23 protein-coding genes are annotated in these 22,025 nt (G+C 51.8%); 16 read left to right on the top strand and 7 right to left on the bottom strand.

Annotated elements, in window-relative coordinates; translation table 11 throughout:
- Positions 1-38: 38 nt before the first annotated feature.
- The 4 genes from IFT57_RS05760 to IFT57_RS05745 all read right to left on the bottom strand — a co-directional run bounded on the left by IFT57_RS05760 (position 39) and on the right by IFT57_RS05745 (position 3,707).
- Positions 39-695: a hypothetical protein gene (locus IFT57_RS05760; RefSeq protein ID WP_192150936.1), complete on the bottom strand. Its 657-nt coding sequence runs from the start codon at positions 693-695 to the stop codon at positions 39-41.
- A gap of 60 nt (positions 696-755) precedes the next feature.
- Entirely contained in the window at positions 756-1,466 is a 711-nt protein-coding gene (locus IFT57_RS05755; RefSeq protein WP_122531377.1) for an ERCC4 domain-containing protein, read from the bottom strand.
- 106 nt (positions 1,467-1,572) lie between these two features.
- Complete coding sequence (locus tag IFT57_RS05750; RefSeq protein WP_199868792.1) at positions 1,573-2,730, bottom strand: ATP-binding protein; 1,158 nt, start codon at positions 2,728-2,730, stop codon at positions 1,573-1,575.
- Between the two features lie 431 nt (positions 2,731-3,161).
- On the bottom strand, positions 3,162-3,707 hold the full coding sequence (locus IFT57_RS05745) for a hypothetical protein (protein ID WP_192150934.1): 546 nt from the start codon (positions 3,705-3,707) through the stop codon (positions 3,162-3,164).
- 354 nt (positions 3,708-4,061) lie between these two features.
- Here IFT57_RS05745 and IFT57_RS05740 point away from each other — a divergent pair, with 354 nt between their 5' ends.
- Complete coding sequence (locus IFT57_RS05740; protein WP_163020508.1) at positions 4,062-4,874, top strand: ERCC4 domain-containing protein; 813 nt, start codon at positions 4,062-4,064, stop codon at positions 4,872-4,874.
- Positions 4,875-4,909: 35 nt separating this feature from the next.
- On the top strand, positions 4,910-5,182 hold the full coding sequence (locus IFT57_RS05735; protein ID WP_122531382.1) for a hypothetical protein: 273 nt from the start codon (positions 4,910-4,912) through the stop codon (positions 5,180-5,182).
- 31 nt (positions 5,183-5,213) lie between these two features.
- On the opposite strand, the gene IFT57_RS05730 is transcribed toward IFT57_RS05735, so the two are convergent.
- Positions 5,214-5,453 (bottom strand): DNA-binding protein, encoded by a 240-nt coding sequence (locus IFT57_RS05730; protein ID WP_122531383.1) that lies wholly within the window; start codon positions 5,451-5,453, stop codon positions 5,214-5,216.
- Positions 5,454-5,873: 420 nt separating this feature from the next.
- On the opposite strand from IFT57_RS05730, the gene IFT57_RS05725 reads away from it, so the two are divergent.
- From IFT57_RS05725 to IFT57_RS05660, 14 genes are all read left to right on the top strand, one after another.
- Positions 5,874-6,749, top strand: coding sequence for a hypothetical protein (locus IFT57_RS05725; RefSeq protein ID WP_122531384.1), 876 nt, complete (start codon positions 5,874-5,876; stop codon positions 6,747-6,749).
- Positions 6,750-6,801: 52 nt separating this feature from the next.
- Positions 6,802-7,470 carry a hypothetical protein gene (locus IFT57_RS05720; protein ID WP_122531385.1) on the top strand — a complete coding sequence of 223 codons (669 nt, stop codon included), beginning with the start codon at positions 6,802-6,804 and terminating at the stop codon, positions 7,468-7,470.
- 147 nt (positions 7,471-7,617) lie between these two features.
- Positions 7,618-8,079 (top strand): hypothetical protein, encoded by a 462-nt coding sequence (locus tag IFT57_RS05715; protein WP_122531386.1) that lies wholly within the window; start codon positions 7,618-7,620, stop codon positions 8,077-8,079.
- A gap of 111 nt (positions 8,080-8,190) precedes the next feature.
- Positions 8,191-9,159, top strand: a complete 969-nt coding sequence (locus IFT57_RS05710) for a metallophosphoesterase (RefSeq protein ID WP_122531387.1) — start codon at positions 8,191-8,193, stop codon at positions 9,157-9,159.
- 311 nt (positions 9,160-9,470) lie between these two features.
- The gene (locus IFT57_RS05705; RefSeq protein ID WP_122531388.1) at positions 9,471-9,899 is read left to right on the top strand and encodes a toxin co-regulated pilus biosynthesis Q family protein; all 429 of its coding nucleotides are present in this window, start codon (positions 9,471-9,473) and stop codon (positions 9,897-9,899) included.
- Positions 9,896-11,626, top strand: coding sequence for a hypothetical protein (locus IFT57_RS05700; RefSeq protein WP_122531389.1), 1,731 nt, complete (start codon positions 9,896-9,898; stop codon positions 11,624-11,626). The genes IFT57_RS05705 and IFT57_RS05700 overlap by 4 nt, the downstream gene beginning before the upstream one ends.
- A complete protein-coding gene (locus tag IFT57_RS05695; protein WP_122531390.1) occupies positions 11,623-12,963 on the top strand; it encodes a type 4b pilus protein PilO2 in 1,341 nt (446 codons plus the stop codon). The genes IFT57_RS05700 and IFT57_RS05695 overlap by 4 nt, the downstream gene beginning before the upstream one ends.
- Positions 12,953-13,540, top strand: coding sequence for a hypothetical protein (locus IFT57_RS05690; RefSeq protein WP_122531391.1), 588 nt, complete (start codon positions 12,953-12,955; stop codon positions 13,538-13,540). The genes IFT57_RS05695 and IFT57_RS05690 overlap by 11 nt, the downstream gene beginning before the upstream one ends.
- On the top strand, positions 13,537-15,333 hold the full coding sequence (locus IFT57_RS05685; RefSeq protein WP_122531392.1) for an ATPase, T2SS/T4P/T4SS family: 1,797 nt from the start codon (positions 13,537-13,539) through the stop codon (positions 15,331-15,333). Before IFT57_RS05690 ends, IFT57_RS05685 begins: the two co-directional genes overlap by 4 nt.
- Positions 15,330-16,466, top strand: coding sequence for a hypothetical protein (locus IFT57_RS05680; protein WP_122531393.1), 1,137 nt, complete (start codon positions 15,330-15,332; stop codon positions 16,464-16,466). Before IFT57_RS05685 ends, IFT57_RS05680 begins: the two co-directional genes overlap by 4 nt.
- Positions 16,467-16,618: 152 nt before the next feature.
- The gene (locus tag IFT57_RS05675) at positions 16,619-17,245 is read left to right on the top strand and encodes a type 4 pilus major pilin (RefSeq protein WP_122531394.1); all 627 of its coding nucleotides are present in this window, start codon (positions 16,619-16,621) and stop codon (positions 17,243-17,245) included.
- A 15-nt stretch (positions 17,246-17,260) separates the two neighbouring features.
- Entirely contained in the window at positions 17,261-18,526 is a 1,266-nt protein-coding gene (locus tag IFT57_RS05670; protein WP_163020509.1) for a hypothetical protein, read from the top strand.
- Positions 18,527-19,411 (top strand): hypothetical protein, encoded by an 885-nt coding sequence (locus IFT57_RS05665; protein WP_192150933.1) that lies wholly within the window; start codon positions 18,527-18,529, stop codon positions 19,409-19,411. It abuts the gene before it with no gap.
- 88 nt (positions 19,412-19,499) lie between these two features.
- A complete protein-coding gene (locus IFT57_RS05660) occupies positions 19,500-20,666 on the top strand; it encodes a DUF4214 domain-containing protein (protein ID WP_122531396.1) in 1,167 nt (388 codons plus the stop codon).
- Positions 20,667-20,691: 25 nt separating this feature from the next.
- Here the strand turns inward: IFT57_RS05660 and IFT57_RS05655 are convergent, their stop codons facing one another.
- Complete coding sequence (locus IFT57_RS05655; RefSeq protein ID WP_122531721.1) at positions 20,692-21,123, bottom strand: hypothetical protein; 432 nt, start codon at positions 21,121-21,123, stop codon at positions 20,692-20,694.
- A 249-nt stretch (positions 21,124-21,372) separates the two neighbouring features.
- A complete protein-coding gene (locus tag IFT57_RS05650) occupies positions 21,373-22,023 on the bottom strand; it encodes a hypothetical protein (RefSeq protein ID WP_122531397.1) in 651 nt (216 codons plus the stop codon).
- Positions 22,024-22,025 lie beyond the last annotated feature (2 nt).

The raw sequence follows: 22,025 nt of genomic DNA, 5'->3' as shown, positions 1-22,025 counted from the left end.
AGTTTTAAAAACCGTACAGAAAAATAGGTTTTAATAACTCATTTTTCGATAGACTGCTTGAAGCTGGCCAAATATTTTTTTGCGGTCGCCTTTGATATCCCCATTTGTTTGCACAATACATTGATCATTTCAGAATCCGAGGGTGCTTTGCGCGGCGTAAGCTCCTGGTGAAATTTTGGTATTTGAGCCATTGCCTCTATAATCGTTCTATAAAGATGGAATTGTGAAACTCCATCAATGGTAGCCATCATAAGTCCCGAATAAACCATAGTTGTTGCAGATCCAAATGACGAATAGCCAAGTTCTTTTATTGAAGCATGTGCATTGGTTGCAATTTCTTGCGCACGAGACTGTTGACCAGTTGAAAGGTCTTTATCCTGATCTGCCTTTGCATTTGTAAGTGGAGAATAATCTATAGCTATAGACAACACCTGATTTAAAACAATCAAAAGCGTCGAAAGACCCTTCTCGTCAAGGCCTCTAGACTTTATATCCTCAAGGGTTGCTGATGGGTAATTTTCTAAGATTAATTTTTTGTTATTTGCTGAGATATCCGGTTTGTTGCTTGAGTTTAATACTTTCAAACTCAGCAGGGAGAAGACAATAGACATATGATCTTCGTTGCCAACGATGAGATCGCCGTAATCAGCGTATATCTTGTCCACCATTTCCTGGGTTTTAGTATCTGCTGGCATTATCTTATCTCCATTAAAACAGTTGATATAAATTATCTAGAAAAATATTTTTATTCAAAATCAATGATGGTGAATCAGGTCATAGATCCTAGATGCGGTTTTTGGCCCAATTCCCTTCACGCCCATGATTTGATCCTGTGATGCTGTGACCACCCCATAGATTGTGCCGAAGTGGGCCAGCAGCTTGGCCGACGTACTTGTCCCCAGCCCAGGAAGGCTGGAAATCACATAGTTCTTGGCATCCTGCGTTGGCTTAGGCTTCTTCGGATGTAAGTTGATCTCGTAGCCCAGGCCGTGCTGGAGGTGGCGAGCCATGGTAGCAATCATTATAGCTGTTTCGGTCACGTCAGCGACTGATACAAGTGATATCATCTGCACTGTCATCAGGCTAGACATAGCCCCCGCCACTGCTTCTGGCTTGATGGCGGAGCGGGTGCGGATAGGGTCGCCCTCAATCAAAACCATTGGTCGAACGTAATCGATCTTCATTCGAGCAACCTGCTCAAAGATGTGCCCACTCATGACTGAATTGACGAAGTCGACAGCTGACTTCCGTTCCACAGCAACCTCCGGGCTCAAGATGTAGTCACCGCAAGGAAGCTCGACGACGGTGACGTGAACATTGGCCATCGCTTGAAGCTCTTTGATCACGCCAGACCTCGCCTCACGAGTATCGGCATAAATCCTGACAATCTTCTTGTCATCCTCTTTCTTCTGAACCGTGAAGTCCAGCTCTGCACCTGGCAGCGCACCTTGATTCAAATCGGTCATTTTACCTTCTCCCTTATGCCTAATTAGCTTATTTTTTGCGCCAGACCAAACCCGCTTCTGGATGTGAGGGTGAGCGCATGTTTCTCAGCATCGAATTGTGGACGCATCACTTCGCCCGGCCCAACAGCGCCAGATTCTCCTTCCACATCTCTCCAACATAGGGGTCAGACAGGGTGTAGGAGCCGTGTCCTACCCTCATAATGAGATTTTCAGTCAGCAGGGCATTAATGACAGGCTGAATCTCTTCAACCCTTACATCCCGGCCAATCGCCTTGGTGTAATCGCCTGCAGCTTCTACGGAAAACAATCGACTGACCGGGGTATCGGAACCAGCGATTCGACCGAAAATTTCTACGGCCAGGCTGCCTAATTTCTCGACTTTCAGGATTTCACCGTCGGCTACCGTTGAGCGCAAGGTCTGGGCCACGATCGGCATGACTATGTTGGGATCACCTCCCTGCCGGACAACCTGCCCTAGCGCTCTCTTGAGCTCTTCTGGTCGATTTCCCAAAGCTCTGAAGGCCTGCATAGCCACCTCCCCACTAGGAAGCCTTTGAGCATCCACCTCAGCACCATAGAGCCCCATGAGGAAGTTGACATAGCCCTCATCCAGAACTGGATAGCTGATTGATGTTGCTCCAGCAAAAGCCTGATTGCGCTTGGCTGTCATCTCACTGAGTTGTGCTCGATGCGAGCCTGTTCCAATGAAAATCAAATGACCTGCTGTACCAGGGCGAGGATTAATCGAGTCCCGCGCCGCCTTCAGAGCAAGCATCATGTTGTGGCCATCGTCGGAGGCTGTCGCCTGTTGAACCTCATCGACAATCAGCACCAGATCGGTCTTGGCCTTATCAACGACTTCTCTCAGCGCTTGGGCTAGTGTCACGCCGCCTTCCCTCCCAAGATCCTGGAGCTTGAAGCCGAATTTGAATCCAAACCCTCCTAGATCCAAGCCATTGATCTTGGTCAATCGCTCAAGGATTCCAGATGCAGGCGTTTCAAGCTCGGCAAGCTTCTCGCCGATGGCCTGATGAAGCAAAGCCGAGGGCGAGGTAAGCGTGTCAGACCACAAGTCGACATAGATCACGATGGCCCCTTTCTCTTCAAGAGCGGGAACAAGATCAGCAATCAAAAATGTCGTCTTGCCGGTTCTCCTGAGTCCAGAAATGAATAGGCCTGAGCGCAGGCCCTCGTCTAAAATTCCGGGGCTAAGGAGCTGCTGGGCCATGCGTTGGGCAAGCTCCTGACGGTGGTAAATGGCCATGATTGTTCCAAATTATGGATTTCCAATAATTATAGACTATTCATAATTGAACATAAAGCTGCCTACCCAATGATCATCACCCCTGCGGGGTAAGCCTTATGCTGGTCTCCCAGTAATGCCCTACGCATTCGCTCATAGGTGATGGTGAGTATGGATGAAACCGTCGACACTTAAGCATAGGCAAGAATCCGCTATGGAGCTGTGTACTGCACCGTGAACGTTCCTTTTGCGGTACGGTTGTCCCCGCCTAGGGCATTGAATTGCTCTGAGGTAAGAGGCCAGTATGCTTGCAGGTTTGGGCCGCTCCAAAATGCGCCAGCAGATGCGCTATTGATTGGTTTGCCGGCGATGGAGAAGCTTCCAATGATGCTGCTTAAATATGCAGCCAGGCCAGCATTTGAGGTTACGGCTTTTGCGTTGTCGATTTGCATTCAAAAGTAGTAAGCCGGGTTGCCAGACCGCATATCCATTTGGTACATGGCCCAGGCCGGGTGTGAGCCATCTTTAAAGTACTGAAGGTTCCCCGCTACTGCGCCAGTGTAGGCATGAATATTTTGGCTGACAGAATAACTCCGATTAAAGGTGGTAAATGTGTCAGTTGAGGTACCTACACCCCGGTTAGTCGTGCTGGCCATTGGCAGGATTCGATCCTCAGTGTAGGAATCACCCAAAGATCGGTATTCGTGTGTCTTGCTGTTAAGCTCTCTTGGCTCAACAAGCCGAGATTGAGGCTGGCTGCAGCTCGCCCCCACCTGGGTGATGGTCGTACCTATTCTGACAACGGCAAGATCAGGCGTCATTTTTAAGCAGCTTGCAGCACCACTGTCAGCCCAATCGCCATAAACCGGGTCAGATGCCCAGTAATTGGCAGTGCTCTGTGCAATAGGGGCGCGGATGCGGATGACATTGTCCGGACTCGCGTATGAGGCGACCGGCAGCATGCCTGCAATAAGGGCGAGCAGTATTCTGGTCATCATAAAGTACCCCATAGCACAATCAATTTACCCATTATTCGTACCAGCCTAATCTGGGTCAATGGGCTTTTTGCCCATGGTAATGTGTGATCATCATCAACTGGCACCGCCTGGAACCGAATGATGGACACCCACAAGCATTGAGATTCGCCATCAGATGGGAGAAATCTTCCTAAGGCCTAACAGCCGGGTTTAATCCATTAGGGAGCGGCAGAGGCATTTTTGGTTTACATTTGAGGAACACGAAAGATAAGGTCGAGGGCCAATAAACACCCCGAAATCGACTTTTTGCGCCTTATCTCCTGATGTTTTACCGACAATTGAATCAATTTCAGCAAAAGCATAAAATAGGCCATATTGAAAAACGTAAACCAAGGCGCTAAAAAGCCAGTCAGCATTGGGTTCTCGCCCCGATTCCATCAAAGGAAAAACGCAAAAAAAACAGCTTCTGGCTTCCAAAAGGTTTCGGCAGCTGTTAAAAATGCAGACCTCAAAAGAACTGGCGCGGACACTGAAATGACGATGATCGAGATTCATGCAGACAGCAGAGAGCAACGCTCAGGCATTGTCGACATGCTCAAGAAGAGAGCAGATGCCAATGTCATCGACATTCAACTTGCGGTCGGAGATTTTTCCGTCGGTGGCGGCATCATCATTGAGCGCAAAACGGCGGTGGACTTTATCCACTCTCTGGATGATGGTCGGTTTCACGGCCAAATCTTCAACATGAAACTCAACTACACCAAGCCGGTAGTCATCCTTGAGGGAGACATTTTCTCAACACGATCAAAGTTCTCCAAAGCGTCTTTGGGTGGTGCTATGGCCTGGATCCATGCCAATGGGGTTTCGCTTATCCCCTCTACGTCCCCGGAGGCAACTGCTGAAATTATCTATTTCATGGCTAAAAACGCCCAGGTGGACATGAAGGCTGTGCCGCTCCGAGTCAAAAAGCCGGAGCTGACAGATAAGAGCGCCAAGTACATCCTTGAGGGTTTACCTGCTGTTGCCGCAATCGGCTCTGGAAATCTTCTAGCCCACTTTGGATCGATTCGAGCAGTGATGAATGCAACCCCCGAGGAATTGGCCAAGGTTCCACGGATCGGCAAAGCCACTGCCCAACGGATTTACGATACCATCAATTGGCAAGACCCATCATTTCAAGCCACATAGTCGGACTACGTCAAGGCCATACGCTTGCGGTGCTAATGGTCTTAGATGATGCTTTCAAAACGGTCGAACAGCCGTTGTTGGGGGCATTGTCACCAGGGGATCGCCTATTCGATCTTGAGCGCTGCTTTTCGCTTTGGGAAATTCAGGGGCAAACCAAAAAACAAGTGCAGTTTTTTTCTGTCCACTTGAAAGTCCCAGCCATGCTGGGAATTGAGCGACTCCCCCCTTCCCTTCAGCCCTTGTCCGCCAATGCAGCCTTCTTGCTGATGGAGAGAGACAATGACAAGGGGCCGGCCTTTTCTGGCTGATAAATCAGGCAGGCTCGTATGTCCATCTGATTCAATCTGCTAGAGCTTCTTGCGCGTGCAGATATCCAGGAACATCCATCGCAATCCGAGGCTTCATGCCCAAAGCCACTGCTGCGTGATGGGCTTTGCCCCGGTACCCTTTCTTTCTGCCTGCCAGCACCTGGTAAACCGTGGGTGCATCCAAATTATTTTTTCGGCTGAACTCAATAACCGAAATCCCCATAAGGCGCAGCCAGGCCTTGGCCTCAACATTTGTTCGCAGAATTTTCATGGCTTTCTCCCTTTTTCACCTACTTAAGCACAAGCTGAGCATGGCTGGGTCTGAAGAGGCTGTAGGTTAATTCCGATATCCGGGAGAGAATATTCCCTACAAGCCCGTATTCTCGGGGCCTGCAGGATTTTCGAATGAGCAGTAGGGTCTATAGATATCCCGCTGCCAAAAGCTCTACGCAGTAAATATTTGAGGTCAGACAGAAGGTGATGAATTTGGAGCAGTACAGGACTGCTTTGGCCATCAATTGTTCATTGGTACCGATCAATGACTATGCCTGCGCACCAGAAAGAAGGCCGAAAATTCATCTGGCTACTTCAAGCACTAGGCCACAGGGTGCTGCCACTGGTAGGCTACTGTTATACATGACTTTTCTGGGCATGCGCCTCCTTACGCTGCCCCAATAAGCGATTATGGCGTATGAAGATCTATACCCCTCCCACTCCCAGGGATCTACAGGCCTGGATGCTGAGCACATTGTTCAAGCTGCAGGATCATTTTGCTGCCGTTTCCAATGTTGCCGTAAGCCGGCTGGTTAACAATGAATTCGAGGAAATTGATCTCAAAGATTCACAACTAGCCAGGTTAGGTGTGCTGATTGGGGGGGATGCTCTGGCTGCGGAAATGAGTCTAACAGAGCTGAAAGCCAGATTATGGTCTGCCTGCTCCAGCAAGGAGCCCCTGACGTTGAAGCAGACTGCCGCACTGCAAAGCATGATCGAAGACCTCAGCGCAGATGAAAAGGCCTGGGATCAGCTCAAATCACTGTGGGCGTTCATTTCTGCCGAGGAATTGCCTGAGTATCATGAGCTCAGCAGACCCCCTACATTCGATGAGTCCATCGCCCTGAGCCATCCGCCGCGCTACAAAGTTTTTGTTACCGTATTGGAAGACTGTGACGAGTATGACGAGCAAACTGGTGAAGACCTGTACATCGTTTTGCCAGTAAGAGGTGCATACTACACAGACAGCCTTGACCACGCGCTGTCTGAGATCCATGCGCTGGGTCAACGAACGCTGGACTGGATGGTAGAGCAAGAGTTCCACACCAACTGCCACCTCAGATGGGTGGAGGTTCAACAAGGAAAGGATAGGGTTTTTGCGATCGGATTCCTTTGGAATAAGGATCCTAAAGAGGCCAACCTGATTGGGATGGATGCGCACCCCTTTTGGATGGACTCCCTTACCGTAAATAAAGTCAGTCAACCAATTCTGAATGCCATCCGAAAGGCCTGGGGCCAGGTGGCCGTTGACCGCGTCACTGAAAAAACCTTTGCCGCAGACTTGGGTTTGTAGGCTTGAGCGATTACTGGGCTGCATCACGCACCCGCATACCAAAGGAAAAACCATGAAAATGCAATTTGACGACAACTTCAAACCGTTTGCCCAGTATCTGGATAACGCGCTTAACCAGCCGTCCTACTACCCCAGCTTGAATCATATGCTCAATGAGCTCATTGCCAAGGAAGTCTCCCATGGCGATGTGCTTGAACAAGGGATCTCCTCGCCCTTGGTAGCATTGGCCCATCTGGTAAACAATCCTGAGCTGCTTCAGCCTGCTAACATTCAGTCTGGCCCGGCAGTATCCAGCCTCAACGCAAGCGTCCAGGTCTCCCTGGATATGCTGATGCGAAGCGCTCATGAAGTAGTGCACCTCGCCCCTATCCAGGCAGTACCTGTGGCAGCAATCAAAATCATCGGGAAGGTGCTTGATCAGGGCGAGCTTGCGCCAGCGCAAAAGAATTTCGGCTCTCTTTTGGTCAGTGTCCTCGATCGTTCGCAGCACATGGAACCTGCTCACCAAAAGGAGTTGCAGGAAGCTGTCAGGGATGCTTTTTCAGCTTACCGTCGAGCCTTCCGCTTGGACGATGATGCCGAGCGTCAGCTTGCCAGGAACATGCACGGTGAAACGGCACCAAAACTGGTGACGCTGCTCAAATTCGACCCTCACAATGTACGTTCGCTGACTAATCGAGAGAGAGCTGCCTTCAAGGCTGCAGATTCAACGCCTGTTTGAGCCCAACCAGCATCTCAAAATGCATAAATTGACGTTTTGGCAATGTATTGATATCTTGTCCGGCAAGATGACCGCCAGGTCGATCATTCATCCTCTCCTGCTAAGACCGCAGGAGACGGCTGCCACAGCTGAAATGGGAGATAGATAATGACGTTAATCGTAGAAAAACACTTCACCCGAACCTTGGGTCAAAAGCTTAAATCCTACTTTCAAGAGCGCTCCATCAAGCGAGCTCAGCGAAAGCTTGTTCGCAAAAGACAGCACGCTCAAAGGGTTGTCGAGAAAAGTGATCAGGCAATTGCGGGCTGGAAAGACTTCCTAGAATTTCATGTGTTTAAAGCGGTGCAGGGCGACCACCTTACGCCCGACACTATTCACGGGCAATCTCTCATCCTGCACTTCAACGAGAGAGTGGTCATTGAGGACTTTGATGAATCCACCGTTGGCGATAAGGTGATTTGCAGTGATGCTGATGGCCGCTGGTTTGAACTCTTGGGCAGCAGCGGCGAATACGCAAGCCTCACTCGAATAAACGCCGACAAAGGTGCTGAATACGTGACCCAGTTCAATGCCCTGAAAGCCTTGGCCGCTTCGCCCAAGCCTGCGTAAGTGGTGAGATGATCCCAACCTGCTCGTATCATTCTTAGGCTGAGGCCTTCTCCCATTGACCTGGAAAAAGACAGTGGCCCGGCTCATAATGGAAAAAAGGAGATAAATTGAATGTACGATTTTATTGGGGACGTCCACGGACAAAGCGAGCGCCTGGAAGCTCTACTGGTGCTTATGGGATATTCAAAGCACTCTGGAGTTTATAGCCACCCGCAGCGAAAGGCTTTCTTCATCGGTGACCTAATCGACCGAGGCCCCCAACAAGTTCAGACCCTGGAGATCGTCAGGCTTATGGTTGAGGGTGGCCACGCAGAAGTCGTACTTGGCAACCATGAATACAACGGATGCGCTTGGGCGACACCAGACCCAGAAAGCCCTGGTGAATACCTTCGTCCTCACACAGAGAAAAATCGCCATCAGCACCGCGCCTTTCTTGATCAAGTGGGTGAAGGCAGCGCGCTACACCGCGAAACTGTTTCTTGGTTCAAAACACTGCCTGTGTTTGTTGAGACACCTGAATTCAGAGCTATTCACGCCTGCTGGCATGGCCCTTTCATTGAACAATCCCGGCAATACCTGGATGCCAACAACGTCATACTCCCCCAATCCTGGGTGCCGATGAGCCGCAAGGACACCGAGCCCTACTTCATCATCGAGAACCTGCTTAAAGGCACGGAGATCGAGTTGCCGGCAGGGTTGACCTACTTCGACCCTGATGGGAATGAGCGAAATCGAACCAGAACACGCTGGTGGGACGAAACGGCCACAACCTATCGCTCTGCTGGAATGCTCAAGAGTTCGCTTTTGCATCAGCTTCCCGAGGCCTCGATACCTGCCAAGAACCTCTTGACCTATGACCAGGCCAAGCCGCTGTTCATTGGCCACTATTGGATGACCGGACGCCCAAGCTTGTTGACCCCCACTGTTGCTTGCTTGGACTACAGTATTGGCAAGGGCACCCGTGGCACGAAACTTTGCGCTTATCGCTGGAATGGTGAGCAGTTGCTGAACAGTGACGCATTCGTATGGGTCGACGCTTTGGAAAGCCATTTGGCCTATACCCCGTCCGTGGCGCCATAAGCAAAGAGCCCAACCGCCAAGGCATGCACCCAGGCTTCGATTCGCAAGCCTGGCCTCTCATTTTCCCAGAAATGACGGGCGCTCAATCGCAATACTTCCCCCTCCATAAGTCGCTCAGTCCGCCGTTACCTCACTGATGACGGACTTATTCAGCCTCACAGCACCTCCCCAATAGTCGATTTCCATATATATTGACACGATGAACGGTTCCTCATAATATCCTCATAGCATCAGCGGCGGCAGAATGTATCCAGGATGGTCATGGCTGCACGTAATGGATCGCCGACAACCATAAAAATAAGAGATCCAGCATGACTATTCCGAATCTCAGGGTGAAGAGTGCCCTTTTTCCGCTTTGTGCCTGTCTGATCGCTCTTCTGAGCCCCATGGCCAATGCCGCGCCTGATCCCGTGAAGGCCAGTCCTGAGCACCTGGTGACTCACATCTCCAAATCGCTCCCGCGATGGGCAGTAACCCCAGAAAACCAGACCATTCGCCAAACCGTTGCTCGCTGGGCGAGTGAAGAAGGCTGGTCTTTTCCCAATGAAAACTGGGTACCCAATGTTGATGTACCTATCATCGGGACAGCCATCTTTCAGGGCGGCTTTATAGAAGCCGTTCAGGGTTTGGTGGCCACTACCGAGCTCACCGATACCCCGCTGCAGCCCTGCTTCTACCAGAACAAAGTGGTGCGAGTGCTGTATTTCAATCAGTCCTGCGACAAGATGAGTGAGCAATGATGAGCATTGAATTCAAGCTGTCCAAAACCAGAATTGCCCTCATTGTCGCCGCATCTGTATTGTTCTCTGGCTGCGCTGCTTATCAGGACAAACGTGATATCGACAACCTGGTCACAACAACCAGTGCCGAGTCCGATAGCCACATACAGGACTTCACTGCCAAAGTGAAACTGGATGCAAAGCGTGCAGCCCAGATTGTCGACAAGCCCTACCTGGCGGGCAAGGCAAGACCCCTGGCCCGAGAAGCCACCCTGCCCCTGGTGCTTCAAGGCAAAGTTGACGTGACCCTGCTCTACAGTGGCGATGCCAATCTGGTGACCCTCGCGTCAAGAATCACCGATGCCACCGGCATTCCCGTGAAGGTGACTCCAGATGCCCTGCTTCCTCAGGAAGACTTCCTGCCGCGTTTGGAAAAGAACGATCAGAACGACTCTGCGCTCGCCGTCCCTTCGCTCTCCACAGCAAGTTTCGACCCTATGCAGTTGCGAGGCATTGATCTGGATGCTGCTCTGCGCGACAGCGGCCCCGTAGGCCTTGAGGTTGCCCTACAGCAGTCAGGCAAGACCCATGTAAAGCTACCCAAGGGCAAGCAGTACCTTCCTCAGGTGCTGGACGCGATCGCACTGAAACTGGGTGTCTACTGGAAATACGATGATGCAATCGGCGCTCTGGTGTTCTACAGAACCGAGACTCGATCGTTCGAGGTGCGCGGTGTTGATATCAGTCCTTCTGCCAAACTCGCCATTGGAATTGACGGATCTGTCGATGGAGAATCTTCGTCCAACGGTTTCAATAGCACCTCAAGCACCACCTTGGAAATGCAGGCCGACAAGGAAGGCTCCCTTGCACCTGTGATCCGGCGCGTGGAGCAATACATGACACGCTCTGGCAAGGTTGTCGTAGGTGCGGGCGGTCTGATTGTAGTCACTGATGCCAAAGGATCTTTGGATCAGATCGAGAAGCTGGTAGCCGAGGAAAACCGGGTGCGAACTCGTCGAATTGATTTCGTGCTCGAAGAGATCACTATCGAGAAATCCAGCAGCGCTCAGGCCGGGGTTAATTTCAATCTGGCGTTCAACTCGGGGGGTCAAGCCAACTCCTTCGATGTCAACGGTCTGAACTCATTGCTTGAGCAGGAAGGTGCGGCTCTTTCACTTGGGGGTGCAGTTGGATCCGGGCCTTGGAAGGGATCATCGATCGCCACCCAGGCATTGGCAAAGATTGGGCGTGTCGTTGACAAGAAAATCAACGTCTTCAGCTCGCTCAATGGCATGCCAGCCACTGCCGGACGCCCAGGTCGATTGACCTACATCAATAAGATGGAGCAGACCCCTGGATACGCCGACAACAGCGAGCCTACGGTCACCGTTACTCAGGCTGAAGTGGTGTTTGGCAGGGTGCTGACAATTGTTCCCCGCGCCTATGGTGACGGCACGGTAGATGTTGCGCTGAAGTACGACAATACTCCAGATCCAGTGCTTCAGACCCAGAAGTTCAACAAGGGTGGATACGTTCAGTCTCCAACGACGCTGAGCGACACAATCGTGGTCAATTCGAGCTTGAAATCCGGTCAGCCATTCGTTGTAACCGCTTTCAGCTCTAAAAAGGATCAGTACGACGCCAGACGGGTGGATCCTGATGCCCCGATGATCGTGGGCGGCTCCGATGTCACTGACCGTACCGAAAGAGTCACGGTGCTTGTTCTGACGCCACGAGTTCGCGAATGATGAACGTGGCCAAGGAATTCTTCATCCAGAACCTGAATGACCCGGAAAAAGCCGTGATTTACGGCTTATCCTGGAGCCCGCTGCTGGGCGATGACGTGGCCAAGGCATCTCGAAAATTTGCCCTCTCTCACAAGTCTACACACTTCTGTGCAGCTGATACGACATCGGCTTGCGTGGGCACCATTCAGATTCCGGCAGCCCAGAAAACCCGGCTCCGAAAAGAAGTGGTTTCCGCTGCTGCCCTGTTTGCTCACGAGAACAAACAAGGTGTCAGCCTGGCATGCATTCAACTTCCAGACAAAGGCGAAGCAGAGACGCTGTTCTGGGTTGTCGGCTCCCAAGATGGCGTGATTGTGGCGGGTACCGATGAAGTCTGTGGAAAGGATCAGGCAGAACAGATCTACCGCCAGCTGCAAGAGCGCTTCAGGTTCCATGTCGAGGAAACTGGCTTCAATGCAGAAAAAGCGGGAATGCACTGGGCTTCAAGCAGGCTTCTTGAATGCAAGACGCCTTTGCAGGCCCTCCCTCTGTGGGCCAAGGCCGGATTTTCAGTCTTTCTGCTCGCAACAGCCGCTCATTTGGGCTGGGGCTATTGGAGCGACTACGCAAACAGTCAAAAAAATCAGCATAGAGCGGAATTCAAAGTCGACGAACCCAAGGTGTGGCGAGAGCACGTTCAGAATTGGGCCAACCTGCAACAGGTCGATGGGTCGCAGGGTCTGACATCGCTTTACCAGGAAGTGGGCAACGTTCCTGTACGAATCGGCAACTGGCTTCTAACCAGCATCGATTGCAGCCCTACTCAACAAGGCTGGTCTTGCCACCTGGCTTACGCGAAGGCCGCTGGCGGGAACAACGACACTTTCGTCAAATCGGTTCCCACAAGCTGGGTGGTTGGCTGGGATGGTTTAGGCAAGGCTGTTGCCACTCACAACTTTGTCTCCAAACGCCAAAGCCTGAATCTGTCTGAGATTTCCTCATCACAAGCGTTGAGCATCGGATATTTCGCCGCACTACAAGCTGTATTGCCGGCATTCCAGCAAGTGAAGGTGTCGACAGAGGCCTCCATCAAACTGCCTAACCCCAGCATTGTGGATGACCAGGGCAAGCACGTGAGCGTGAACTACCCATCGGGTGAAGCACAGGCCCCTCTGATCCCAAGTAAACAATCCATCTTGTTCTACGGCCCTCTCAGAAGCCTGAGCGTTCTCCCCGTCGACTCGATGACCCACTTCACCCGGCTCCAGGTTCAGGTTAACCAGGATGTCGTCACAGACGCCTCGCTTGGAAAAAGCATGCTCATGGCCACCCTGGAAGGAGAACTCTATGTATTCTAAATTTTTGGCTACTGCATGCCTGGCGCTTCTGATCGTAGGGCATGCTGACGCCGAATCACTTAACGGCCTACCGTCTGGGACTCCAGGCTCTGACGTGGGCGAGGCCGTGACAGTGAGGCAGATGCTCGCTATCGACGCTACCCTGGGCCTGCACACGGAACAGCAGCGCTTTCAGGAGCGTCTGAAGGCCGCTGCGGCAAAATTTGAGGGCCCTGTTGCCACATCAACTGATGCGATCATGACGCCTATCTCGGAGCAGCCAGTAAAGCTTTCAGGTGGCCTGCCAGATGAATTGGTAGCCCTGACAGAGCCAGCCCCGCAAAAAGCGGCTGTCGCCTCTTCTCCAACAGTTGAAGGCGTCTTTGGTATGGGTCGGCACCTTTACGCAGATATGATGATCGATGGCTCAAAGTATCGCTTTGAAAGTGGCAAGGCATTACCCCTTGGCGCATCGAGCGATTTCCCCTGGAGATTGAAATCCATCACACCACCTTGTGTCAGGCTCGCGCTTGAGAGCAACCCTGGACAGACCATCAAATCCTGTATTTCAGGTGGCGCAGTCGAGGATTCGAAATGAGCTGGTGGAATCGAGCAAAGGCCGGCAAAAATTCGAGCGAAACTGCTCGATTTGCAGGTGATCTGAAAAATCCTGGAATCCAAGTCGTTGTCAGCGGCCAATTGGCTCATCGAGAGGATCTGCTGACGCTCTCTTCACCGATCAACAAATTCCACCCAGATATCGTTGGGGATCATTTGAGCTCCAGGATCTGCCCCGCCCAGCTCAAGTCCGGGCATTGGATCATACTGGTCACTCACGAATACCTCACAAGTGATGCATTGAGCATGGTCATTGAAACGATGACTCATGGAAAGGGATCCTTTTCTTCTACAGGCGCAGGCCTACCCGAAATCTATGAAATCACGCCGACATTGCTTCTATCGCTGCGTGACAGCGGCCTAAACGAGGCTGAGGACGCCGGCAAGAAAATTGTGACCCATACGGCCCACACCATTGCTTTCCATGAAATGGTTCAGTGGGGCGTGCGCAACAATGCAAGTGACATCACCCTGAACGTCAACCCGGACGAGCCCACCTCCCAGGTTCACTTCACCATCAGCGGGCTTTATATCGCCCCTCGTCGATTTCTCATGCCGAGCAACAGGCTCGATGAAATCGTTAACGTGGCTTGGATGAATGGTACCGGTGGCGCCTCCTCGGCCTTTGATCAAACTCTTGAGCTGCAATGCCGGATTCTGACCTCGGTCGACAACAGGCCTATCGGCATCCGCTTCGCCTCCCTTGCCGCAGATCAGGGCTACTCAGTCACGCTCAGGATCCTTGAGCTTGAATCGAAATCAGCAGCCCGATCCCTGGCCGACCTTGGTTTTCTGCCCTCTCAGGTAGCCATGTTCACCCGCGCCCAAATGAGCAATGGGGGAAGCATCATTTTCTCTGGGGAGGTTGGTTCGGGCAAATCCACCTCGATCAAAACAGTTGTTGAGGATCTGCCACCTACCCGCAAGCTCATTACGGTGGAAGACCCGGTTGAGTATGTAATCAGGAATCGACATAGCGGTAAATTGGCGATCCAGAGCACGGTGCACCGCAGCCTGCATGAAAGCGGAGAGGATTCTTTTCAGCCCAAGATGAAGACAATCAAGCGGTCGGCGATGAACGACCTCGTCCTGGGTGAGATACGAGACCATGCCACCGGGGGCGCATTCATTGACTTTACCGGTTCCGGCACTACAGTTTACACCTCTGTCCATGCTCACTCGGCAGCCCACATTCCCGAACGCTTGGCATCCAAGTCAATCGGCGTGCCGGCAGACCACCTGGCATCACCAGGCATGCTGAATCTTCTCATTCATCAGATATTGCTACCTTGCCTTTGCCAAAAATGCGCAATCCCTTTCTCAACCCTGCTGGAAAACGGTGGTGTTGACCGAGATGGTGTTTTCCAAACTCGGGAATATTGGAAAGGCTACGCGGATACGCTCAAATTGCTCTATGACACCGACGCTGGCGCCATGAAAATTCGTCATCCTGAAGGGTGCCCTGACTGCCAGAACAGCGAGATTCCCGAGATCAACGGCTATGCCGGACGAACTGCTGCGGCGCAAATGATCGAGCCCAACACTGACCGAGAAATTCTCAGGCGTATCCATGCCAACGACACCCTGGGCTTGCTTGAACATTTGGAAGGCAAGAAAAGGACGGCAATTGATGACTCCAATATGGACAACAAGTCGTTGATGGAATGCGCTGTCTACAAAGCCATTATTGGGCAGGTCGACCCTCGCGATGTTGAGTTCAAAACCTGCTCGTTTGCTACGGCCTTGAAGATCAAGACGCAGGGGGCCTTATGACAAGCGGGCTCCTAAAGACCATCAAGCGCTTCAGCACCTGGACTCCATCACAGGCAAAAGTGAAGCTATGGTCGCTTTACTTCGCACCCAAGCGTGCTGACTACTACCGCTACCTGGCGGACATGATCAAAGACACCAAAGGCCGAAGCACGCTCAAGGAGATCTTCAGCCAAGACGCCATTCGATACGGCGGTTCGGTCAGAGGCTTGCTGTCAGCCCATTGGGCAAACCGATTTGATCAAGGGGGGTGGCTCGCTCACACCTTTGAAGGATCCATCCCGGCTGAGGATGTGGCTTTCCTGGTAACTCTGCAACAAGCAGGCGGTATCGGCGCGCTGGAAGGGGGTTTTCGTGACCTTGCCAATAATACCGCCCTGGTCAATAAAGCCCGCAGCGTGGCCATCATGACCACTATTGCCTCTGTGATCTCCTTGGGCATGCTGGTAGCGCTGGTTTTTGCAATGCCCATGATCACAGTCCCCAAGATCGAGGAGGCCTTTACCATGCTGCCTCCAGACCAATACCCCGCGCCGGCAGCCAGCCTTTTCGCCTTTTCAGCCTTCGTCTCGAACTACTGGGCTTTGATCAGTGTATCCATTGCTGCAGTTGCGGGATCATGCTGGTACTCATTGTCGCACCTGACTGGAAAGCCAAGAGATCTTCTCAATCGCTATGGGGTGATCTGGGGCATGTACCGAGATTTTCAAAGCATCAGGTTCCTTTCTGGCCTCGCCTCCATTGTTCGCAAAAGGGGCAACGGATCCAACCTGCTCAGAGAAGCGATCGAGATGCAAAGCGCTGGCGCTTCCCCATGGAAACAGGATCAAGTCAAAGCCATGCTTAAAATCATTGATGGTGGCCACGTGGGTGCCAAGGTTTTTTCAACCGGGATATTGGAACCGGAAATGGAATGGTTTCTATCGGACATGATTCGTTCGAGGGGCATGGATGAGGGTTTACAGTTCGTGCGAGCAAGGCTTGAAGAGCGGGTCATCAACAGAATTGAGCGAAAGAGCATGATCTTCAGCTGGATCCTGATGTTGAGCACCATTTGCGCTGCTGCCTACTTGATGTTCTGGCATTTTGAAGCTATCGACTCGATGAAATCAGCCCTGCAAAACTACCTTTCATAACCAGTATTTGATGGTATATTGACATCAGCGCTGTCAATATAGATGTAAATGTGTGAATATTTCTTCATCCTGGTACTCCTGCTGTTAGTCAGCCCGCAGTACTGGCGTAATTTTTTTCTGTGACCAAACCAACAATAAAAAAAAGGTGCAACATGAAAAAGCTGACACAAATGCCAAAGAGCCCTGCAAGCACGCCTAAAGGCATGACCGGCATGCCTCACAAACAGAAAGGAAACATGCTGCTGTCTCTGGGCATCACCTTGATGATCACCGTCATTCTTTCGGTTTGGGGCATTCCCAAGATCAAAGACTACCTGGTTGAGGGGGCCATTCCTTCGGTGGCGCAGGACACGCAGAAATACCTTGCCAGGGTGCAAACAAACTCAATGGGGGCTGGCACTACCCCATACAAAGGCATCGACCAGAAAGCCTTTTCTCGTGACGTGCGCGGCAGCTCCTTGCAGGTTGGTGACCGCTCGGGCGAAAGTGGCGGCGGCACCGTTGTTCGCCACGGTCTGGGTGGCAACGGCGACGCAGGTACTGTGACCATTGCTGAAACCGGCGACACCCTGGCGCTGACCTTCAAGTCGCTGAACCGGGCAGCCTGCCCAGGCTTGGCTACTGCGATGAGCCAGTCCGTTGAAGACATGACAATCAACGGCGCTGTCGTGAAGTCCACTGACGAAACCAACACTGTAAAAGTTGCCTACCAGGCAGGCTCTGCTGGCGCGAACTGCCTTGACGGTGATGTGAACGAAATGGTCTTCACCATCAAGTAAGCGAGGGATGCTGCCGTGCCAAAATTGCAAAGCAAATCGAATCAACGCGGCTTTGCGATGATTTCTCTCATGATCAGCATTATGGTCATGATGGCACTGGCAGCTCTGGCTGCTGGGACATGGAGCGCCGCTGTCTATGAGGCCTCCGCCCAGTCGACTGGCAAATACCTTCTGACGGTCAGGGGCGCGGTAATAAGCGCGCTAGGCCGGCATCATGAAGCCCTGACGCTGGTAGATACATCAGGAGCCCCATCAGGCACCTATCCCACTACGCCCGCTTGGGCAAAGTTTTCTACAGACAAGGCGACTATTAGCGTCTTGGATCTCAAGAACGACGGGCTGTTGCCCAAGGATTTTCCAAACACTCCTCCGCTGGGTCGATCCATCATGATCTCGCTTTCCAGAACGCCGGGCGTGTGCCCAGGATCTGGTTGCGAGGTGACGGCCTTTGTGTACACCTGCTGGCCTATATCCAAGCAGCGCACTAGGGCGGCAGTCGACGTGACGTCATGTGCCACACCCCCTGCAAACCAGAATTTCGATGGCAACTTGGTAGGCAAGGCGATCGAGGCGGCGGATGGCTTTGGCGGCTCAAACAGCAATAACCCTGCGATCGTCAATGGTGCGCTTTTCAACTTCAGCTCCACCGACATCGGCATTCCTGGAGGTAGCCCAGGCCATCTGGTGGTTGCCGCCTCTTTGAACAGCACCATGTTCAATCAATTCGTAAGGCAAGGGGACTCTCGAAACGTTTACCTTAATAATCAGCTTGAGACACAGGGAAATATCTCCAGTCACAAAGGCTTTCGCTCAATCACCTCCTACGCCCCTGGCTCTTCTTGCGACACAAACGGCGCTACTGGCCTGAGCACCAAAGAAACAGTGGTAATGTGCAAATCTGGAACGTGGTTTGAACTGACATCCCAAACAGTGACTGTGGCCAGGTATGCTTTGAATGGCGAGGCTGTACCCGCCCCCTCATGCCCAGGTCAGCATCTGATTCCATTCACCTACGCCACACTTCAATCAGCTGACGTGACCCTCAAGGGAACCGACATCGATGTTCAAGGCGCCCTTTCAGGCACAATTAGAGGCACTGGTCAGGTCAGCTCTGCAGGAAGCGTTTCGGTAAGTGGCACCTTCACGGGATCAGCAAATTCTACAACTGCGAGCACCATTCACGTTGCTCAATCCGCCGATGTGGTCAATAACGTATTGCAAATTACCCCCAATGGGCTAAAGGCCAAAGCCTTGATTATTCAGGGTTGCAAGGCCTTCTAAATGAAGATTACAAAGCGAGCACAAAAAATGATCAGGCGTTTCTTTTCCCCCATCCTGGCGGTAGTCATAAGCTTGCTTTTTGTCATCCCGTCCTGGGCAGCAGACCCTGCGATCAACACCGGGACGATCTTTTATCAAACGAATATGAGCAACATGAATGTCGCGGTAAACCCTGGTGGCAGCGGGTGCGCCTCAGGGCAGATGTGGGATATCGTCGTAGGGCGCTGCACATCTCCTCTACAGCTACGCACCGTTTCTACATCCAGGTCTTGTAGCTGCAGTTGCTCCGGATCAGGCTACTGCACGTCACAGCAATCAGGCACCTACCTGGTCTTTGGATGGCGCTTACCACCAGCTGGATCAGAACAGGTGAGCTCAACAGGAAGCACCTCCTGGGGATCATGCGTTGAGGTCACCAATGCCTGTGTGAAAGACCCCATCGCTCCTGGGACTGGCTCGGGTACCGTAGGTGAGCAGTTTTACGTCACAATATTCATTTGCAACTCGTCAAATCCTAGTTATTACTCAGGCCCGCTTTCGGCAAGCTACAAAGAAATACTTATTCAAATGTACAGGAGCTTCAACCCTGTACTGCTCAGATGCCCAGATTATGGTGGATATTTGAATTGGCAAAACTTTTGGGTGGGCCTAGCCAATCAATACCAGGCCGCGAGCCCTGGCACCAGCCTAGACGATGCTCTTCTTGCCACTTGGAGCACTACAGCAGCAACTATCCGGCAGGCAGCCGCTATAAATGGTGAAGAAAAACCTTCGTACCAAACTAATCTTAACGTTTTTTGTACAGATTTTGCTACATCTGCCTACGGGCGACCCATCAACGCTGTGTACGTGGCTGGCTCCGGCGATAAATGCTTGATCCAGTAGGGATGAGTTTCCTGCCCATTGACAAATTGTCAATTATTAACTATTTTTGTTTTTTAAAGTTCAGCAACCTTCTACAGCAGGTATTTCCATGAATATCACACGTGAATTGGCATACTCAAACATCGCCTCTTTCTATGACATATACCTGCCATCCAACTCCACCATGAAGGACGTCGCCCTGCAGGTTTTCGAGATGATGCTGGGCAATGGAACCTCACTGCTTTCCGCTTATGAATCCGCTATCAAGCAAGGTGCGGTGCTGTCCTCGGCAATCGAGGGTTCTTTTATTATGCCCTCGCTAACCCCGGCTGAGCGTGTTGACACGGACAAAGTGCTCGCCAAGGCCGACACCTCCCAGCTGGTCAGCTATTTCTATAAGGGAGCATCTTCTTCTGATCAGGCTGACCTTGTTGACGCCATCCACTCTGGCGTTTTGACCACCTCACAATTCGTGACAACCATCAGCATCATTGCACCTACTGGGCAGCCACCTGCTGTAGAGACCCTGGTTGAGCAAGCTGTACAACCCATCTACACCGGTATTGCCTTGCCTGCGGCAAACCTCGTATTTTCAGGCATTAACCAGGCCCAGGAGGATTTCCTCACCAGCATGTATGTCGGCGCATTCAGCCGCGCCCCAGAATATGACGGGCTGAAGTATTGGGCTAACGAGCTCGCTGGCTTGATCGAAAGCGGCAAGCCCATCAACGAAGCCTTCCTCCAGATTGGCAAGACCATGTACGTAGCAGGCGCTCAGAATGGGGAAGGCGGAACAACCCTAAACAACAGTGATTACGTTGAATTTGCTTACAAGAATGCTCTGGGGCGAGAACCTGATGCTGGGGGCAAGGCCTATTGGGTCGCTGATCTGAACGCTGGCCGAATCGAGCGTGGCGACTTCCTGGTGACCTTCCTAACAGCGGCGGCAAAAAGTGAAGTCGACAATGCCTTTCTGCAAAACCGGGTGGCAGTAGCAGAATTTGCAGCCCAGAAACACGTGTCCGGCCCCGAAGCTCCCGGCGTCGATCTTCACGGCATCATCCAGGGCATCTCAAGTTCAGAAGCTGCCTTGTCAGTCATAAACTCCGTCATCCAGAAGTACGGGTACGGCGCACAGGCAAATCAAGTTTCAACATTTGCCACGCTCAGAATCTTTGATGAGCCTGTTGCCGATGTCAGCCCTTCGCAGATTCAGATGGCAACCATTGAGATTACAGGGCAGGCGACATACCACGATCACGCAATGGGCTTCTGATCGACGACATGAAGAAAAGGGGTCGCTATGACCCCTTTTTCGCATCCCCAACTAGGGGTCTCGAATGCCCAGCCTTCTTCATGGCCATCTGGAGATCGCGAATTTTCACATAGAGTCTGCTCGCCAAATCTGAGGTAAGGCCGAGCTGACCAGATTCCGTGTCTAGGGCCTTTAGGGCCAAGTCCAATTGACGCTCAAGATTGCGAACAGCAGCCTGATTGCTGGCTTGTTCGCGGTCATTGGATCGCTTGAGAAGCCAGGCTTTGAGTTGGCTCAGCTCATCTGCCTTCAGACCATCAAGCTGAAGGGCTCCTTTTGGTTCGACTGTGCGGATTTCCTCAATAGTATTCAGGTATGACCTGAAAGAAATCACCTGCGAACCCACTCCACGCTGCCTTGCTGAATCATAGGTCGTTCTGATACCTACGATCCGCATACCTTTAGGGGAAATCTGCATCGAGGGCCTCACCGGGTACCTAATTTGGAATCGTATTATGCCATTCATGACGATGCCTGCATACAGAACAGATCTTTGCAGCTATACCTGCAAAGATATCTTGTGCATACAACGATTTATACGCAACGTCTGCGATCAGGATTAGGACTAGCATGCAGGGTTTATTAGACCCTGTATGCTGAACTTTAAGATTGCTGTATGCAAGAAAATACAAGTCATGCACCTCGATCGAGCACCGCCCTCGGATGCTCAAATATCCAGGCCAGGCTCGTCCAACTCCTCAATTGAGGCAATACTCAATTCGACCTCGCGCTCACTCATGAACAAGGACAAGTAGCCAAATCCATTTGTGGCTTCGATTAACTCCTCATCACCATAGCCACTGAAGAAAAACAGCTCTTGCGCAGTAGTGGGCAGCAGACGAACTTGAGCCCCCGATATACGCGACCAGTGCGACAGGAGTGACTCGCTGAGATGCACACCATTGGCGTCAAGCACCAGAGCATCATCTGCCCCAGCAATACAGCTGTGCATAGGGACACCCATCGAGTCCACGACCTTCAACAGCCTGATATTTGGGTTGATCTCTGTAAGGGCGATGCTCAGGCAGTGGCAGTCTGAATGGGCGTAGCGCATCACGTAGCCAATCAAGGTTTGGTACCTAGGCTGATCCTGCTTCATGAGGCAGTACAGAGTGTCGCTGTCTTCAAGGATGTCGTAGTGAGGCTGGATATGGCCAGACAGAAATCGCTCGACATAACCAATTGCAGCCTCAGAATAATCTCCCGAAGCCACCCCTCCTCCCCTTACTCCATCCACGATGATGCTCAGATTATCGACTGCTTCATCCAGCCCCTTTTTGAGTTCAAATCGATCAGATCCATCAATTACTTTGCCCATGC

It is taken from the genome of Pseudomonas sp. CFBP 13719 (assembly GCF_014842095.1).
Lineage (GTDB): Bacteria > Pseudomonadota > Gammaproteobacteria > Pseudomonadales > Pseudomonadaceae > Aquipseudomonas.
Note: the sequence above shows the minus strand (reverse complement) of the source record. Positions and strands in the feature narration are given on the sequence as shown.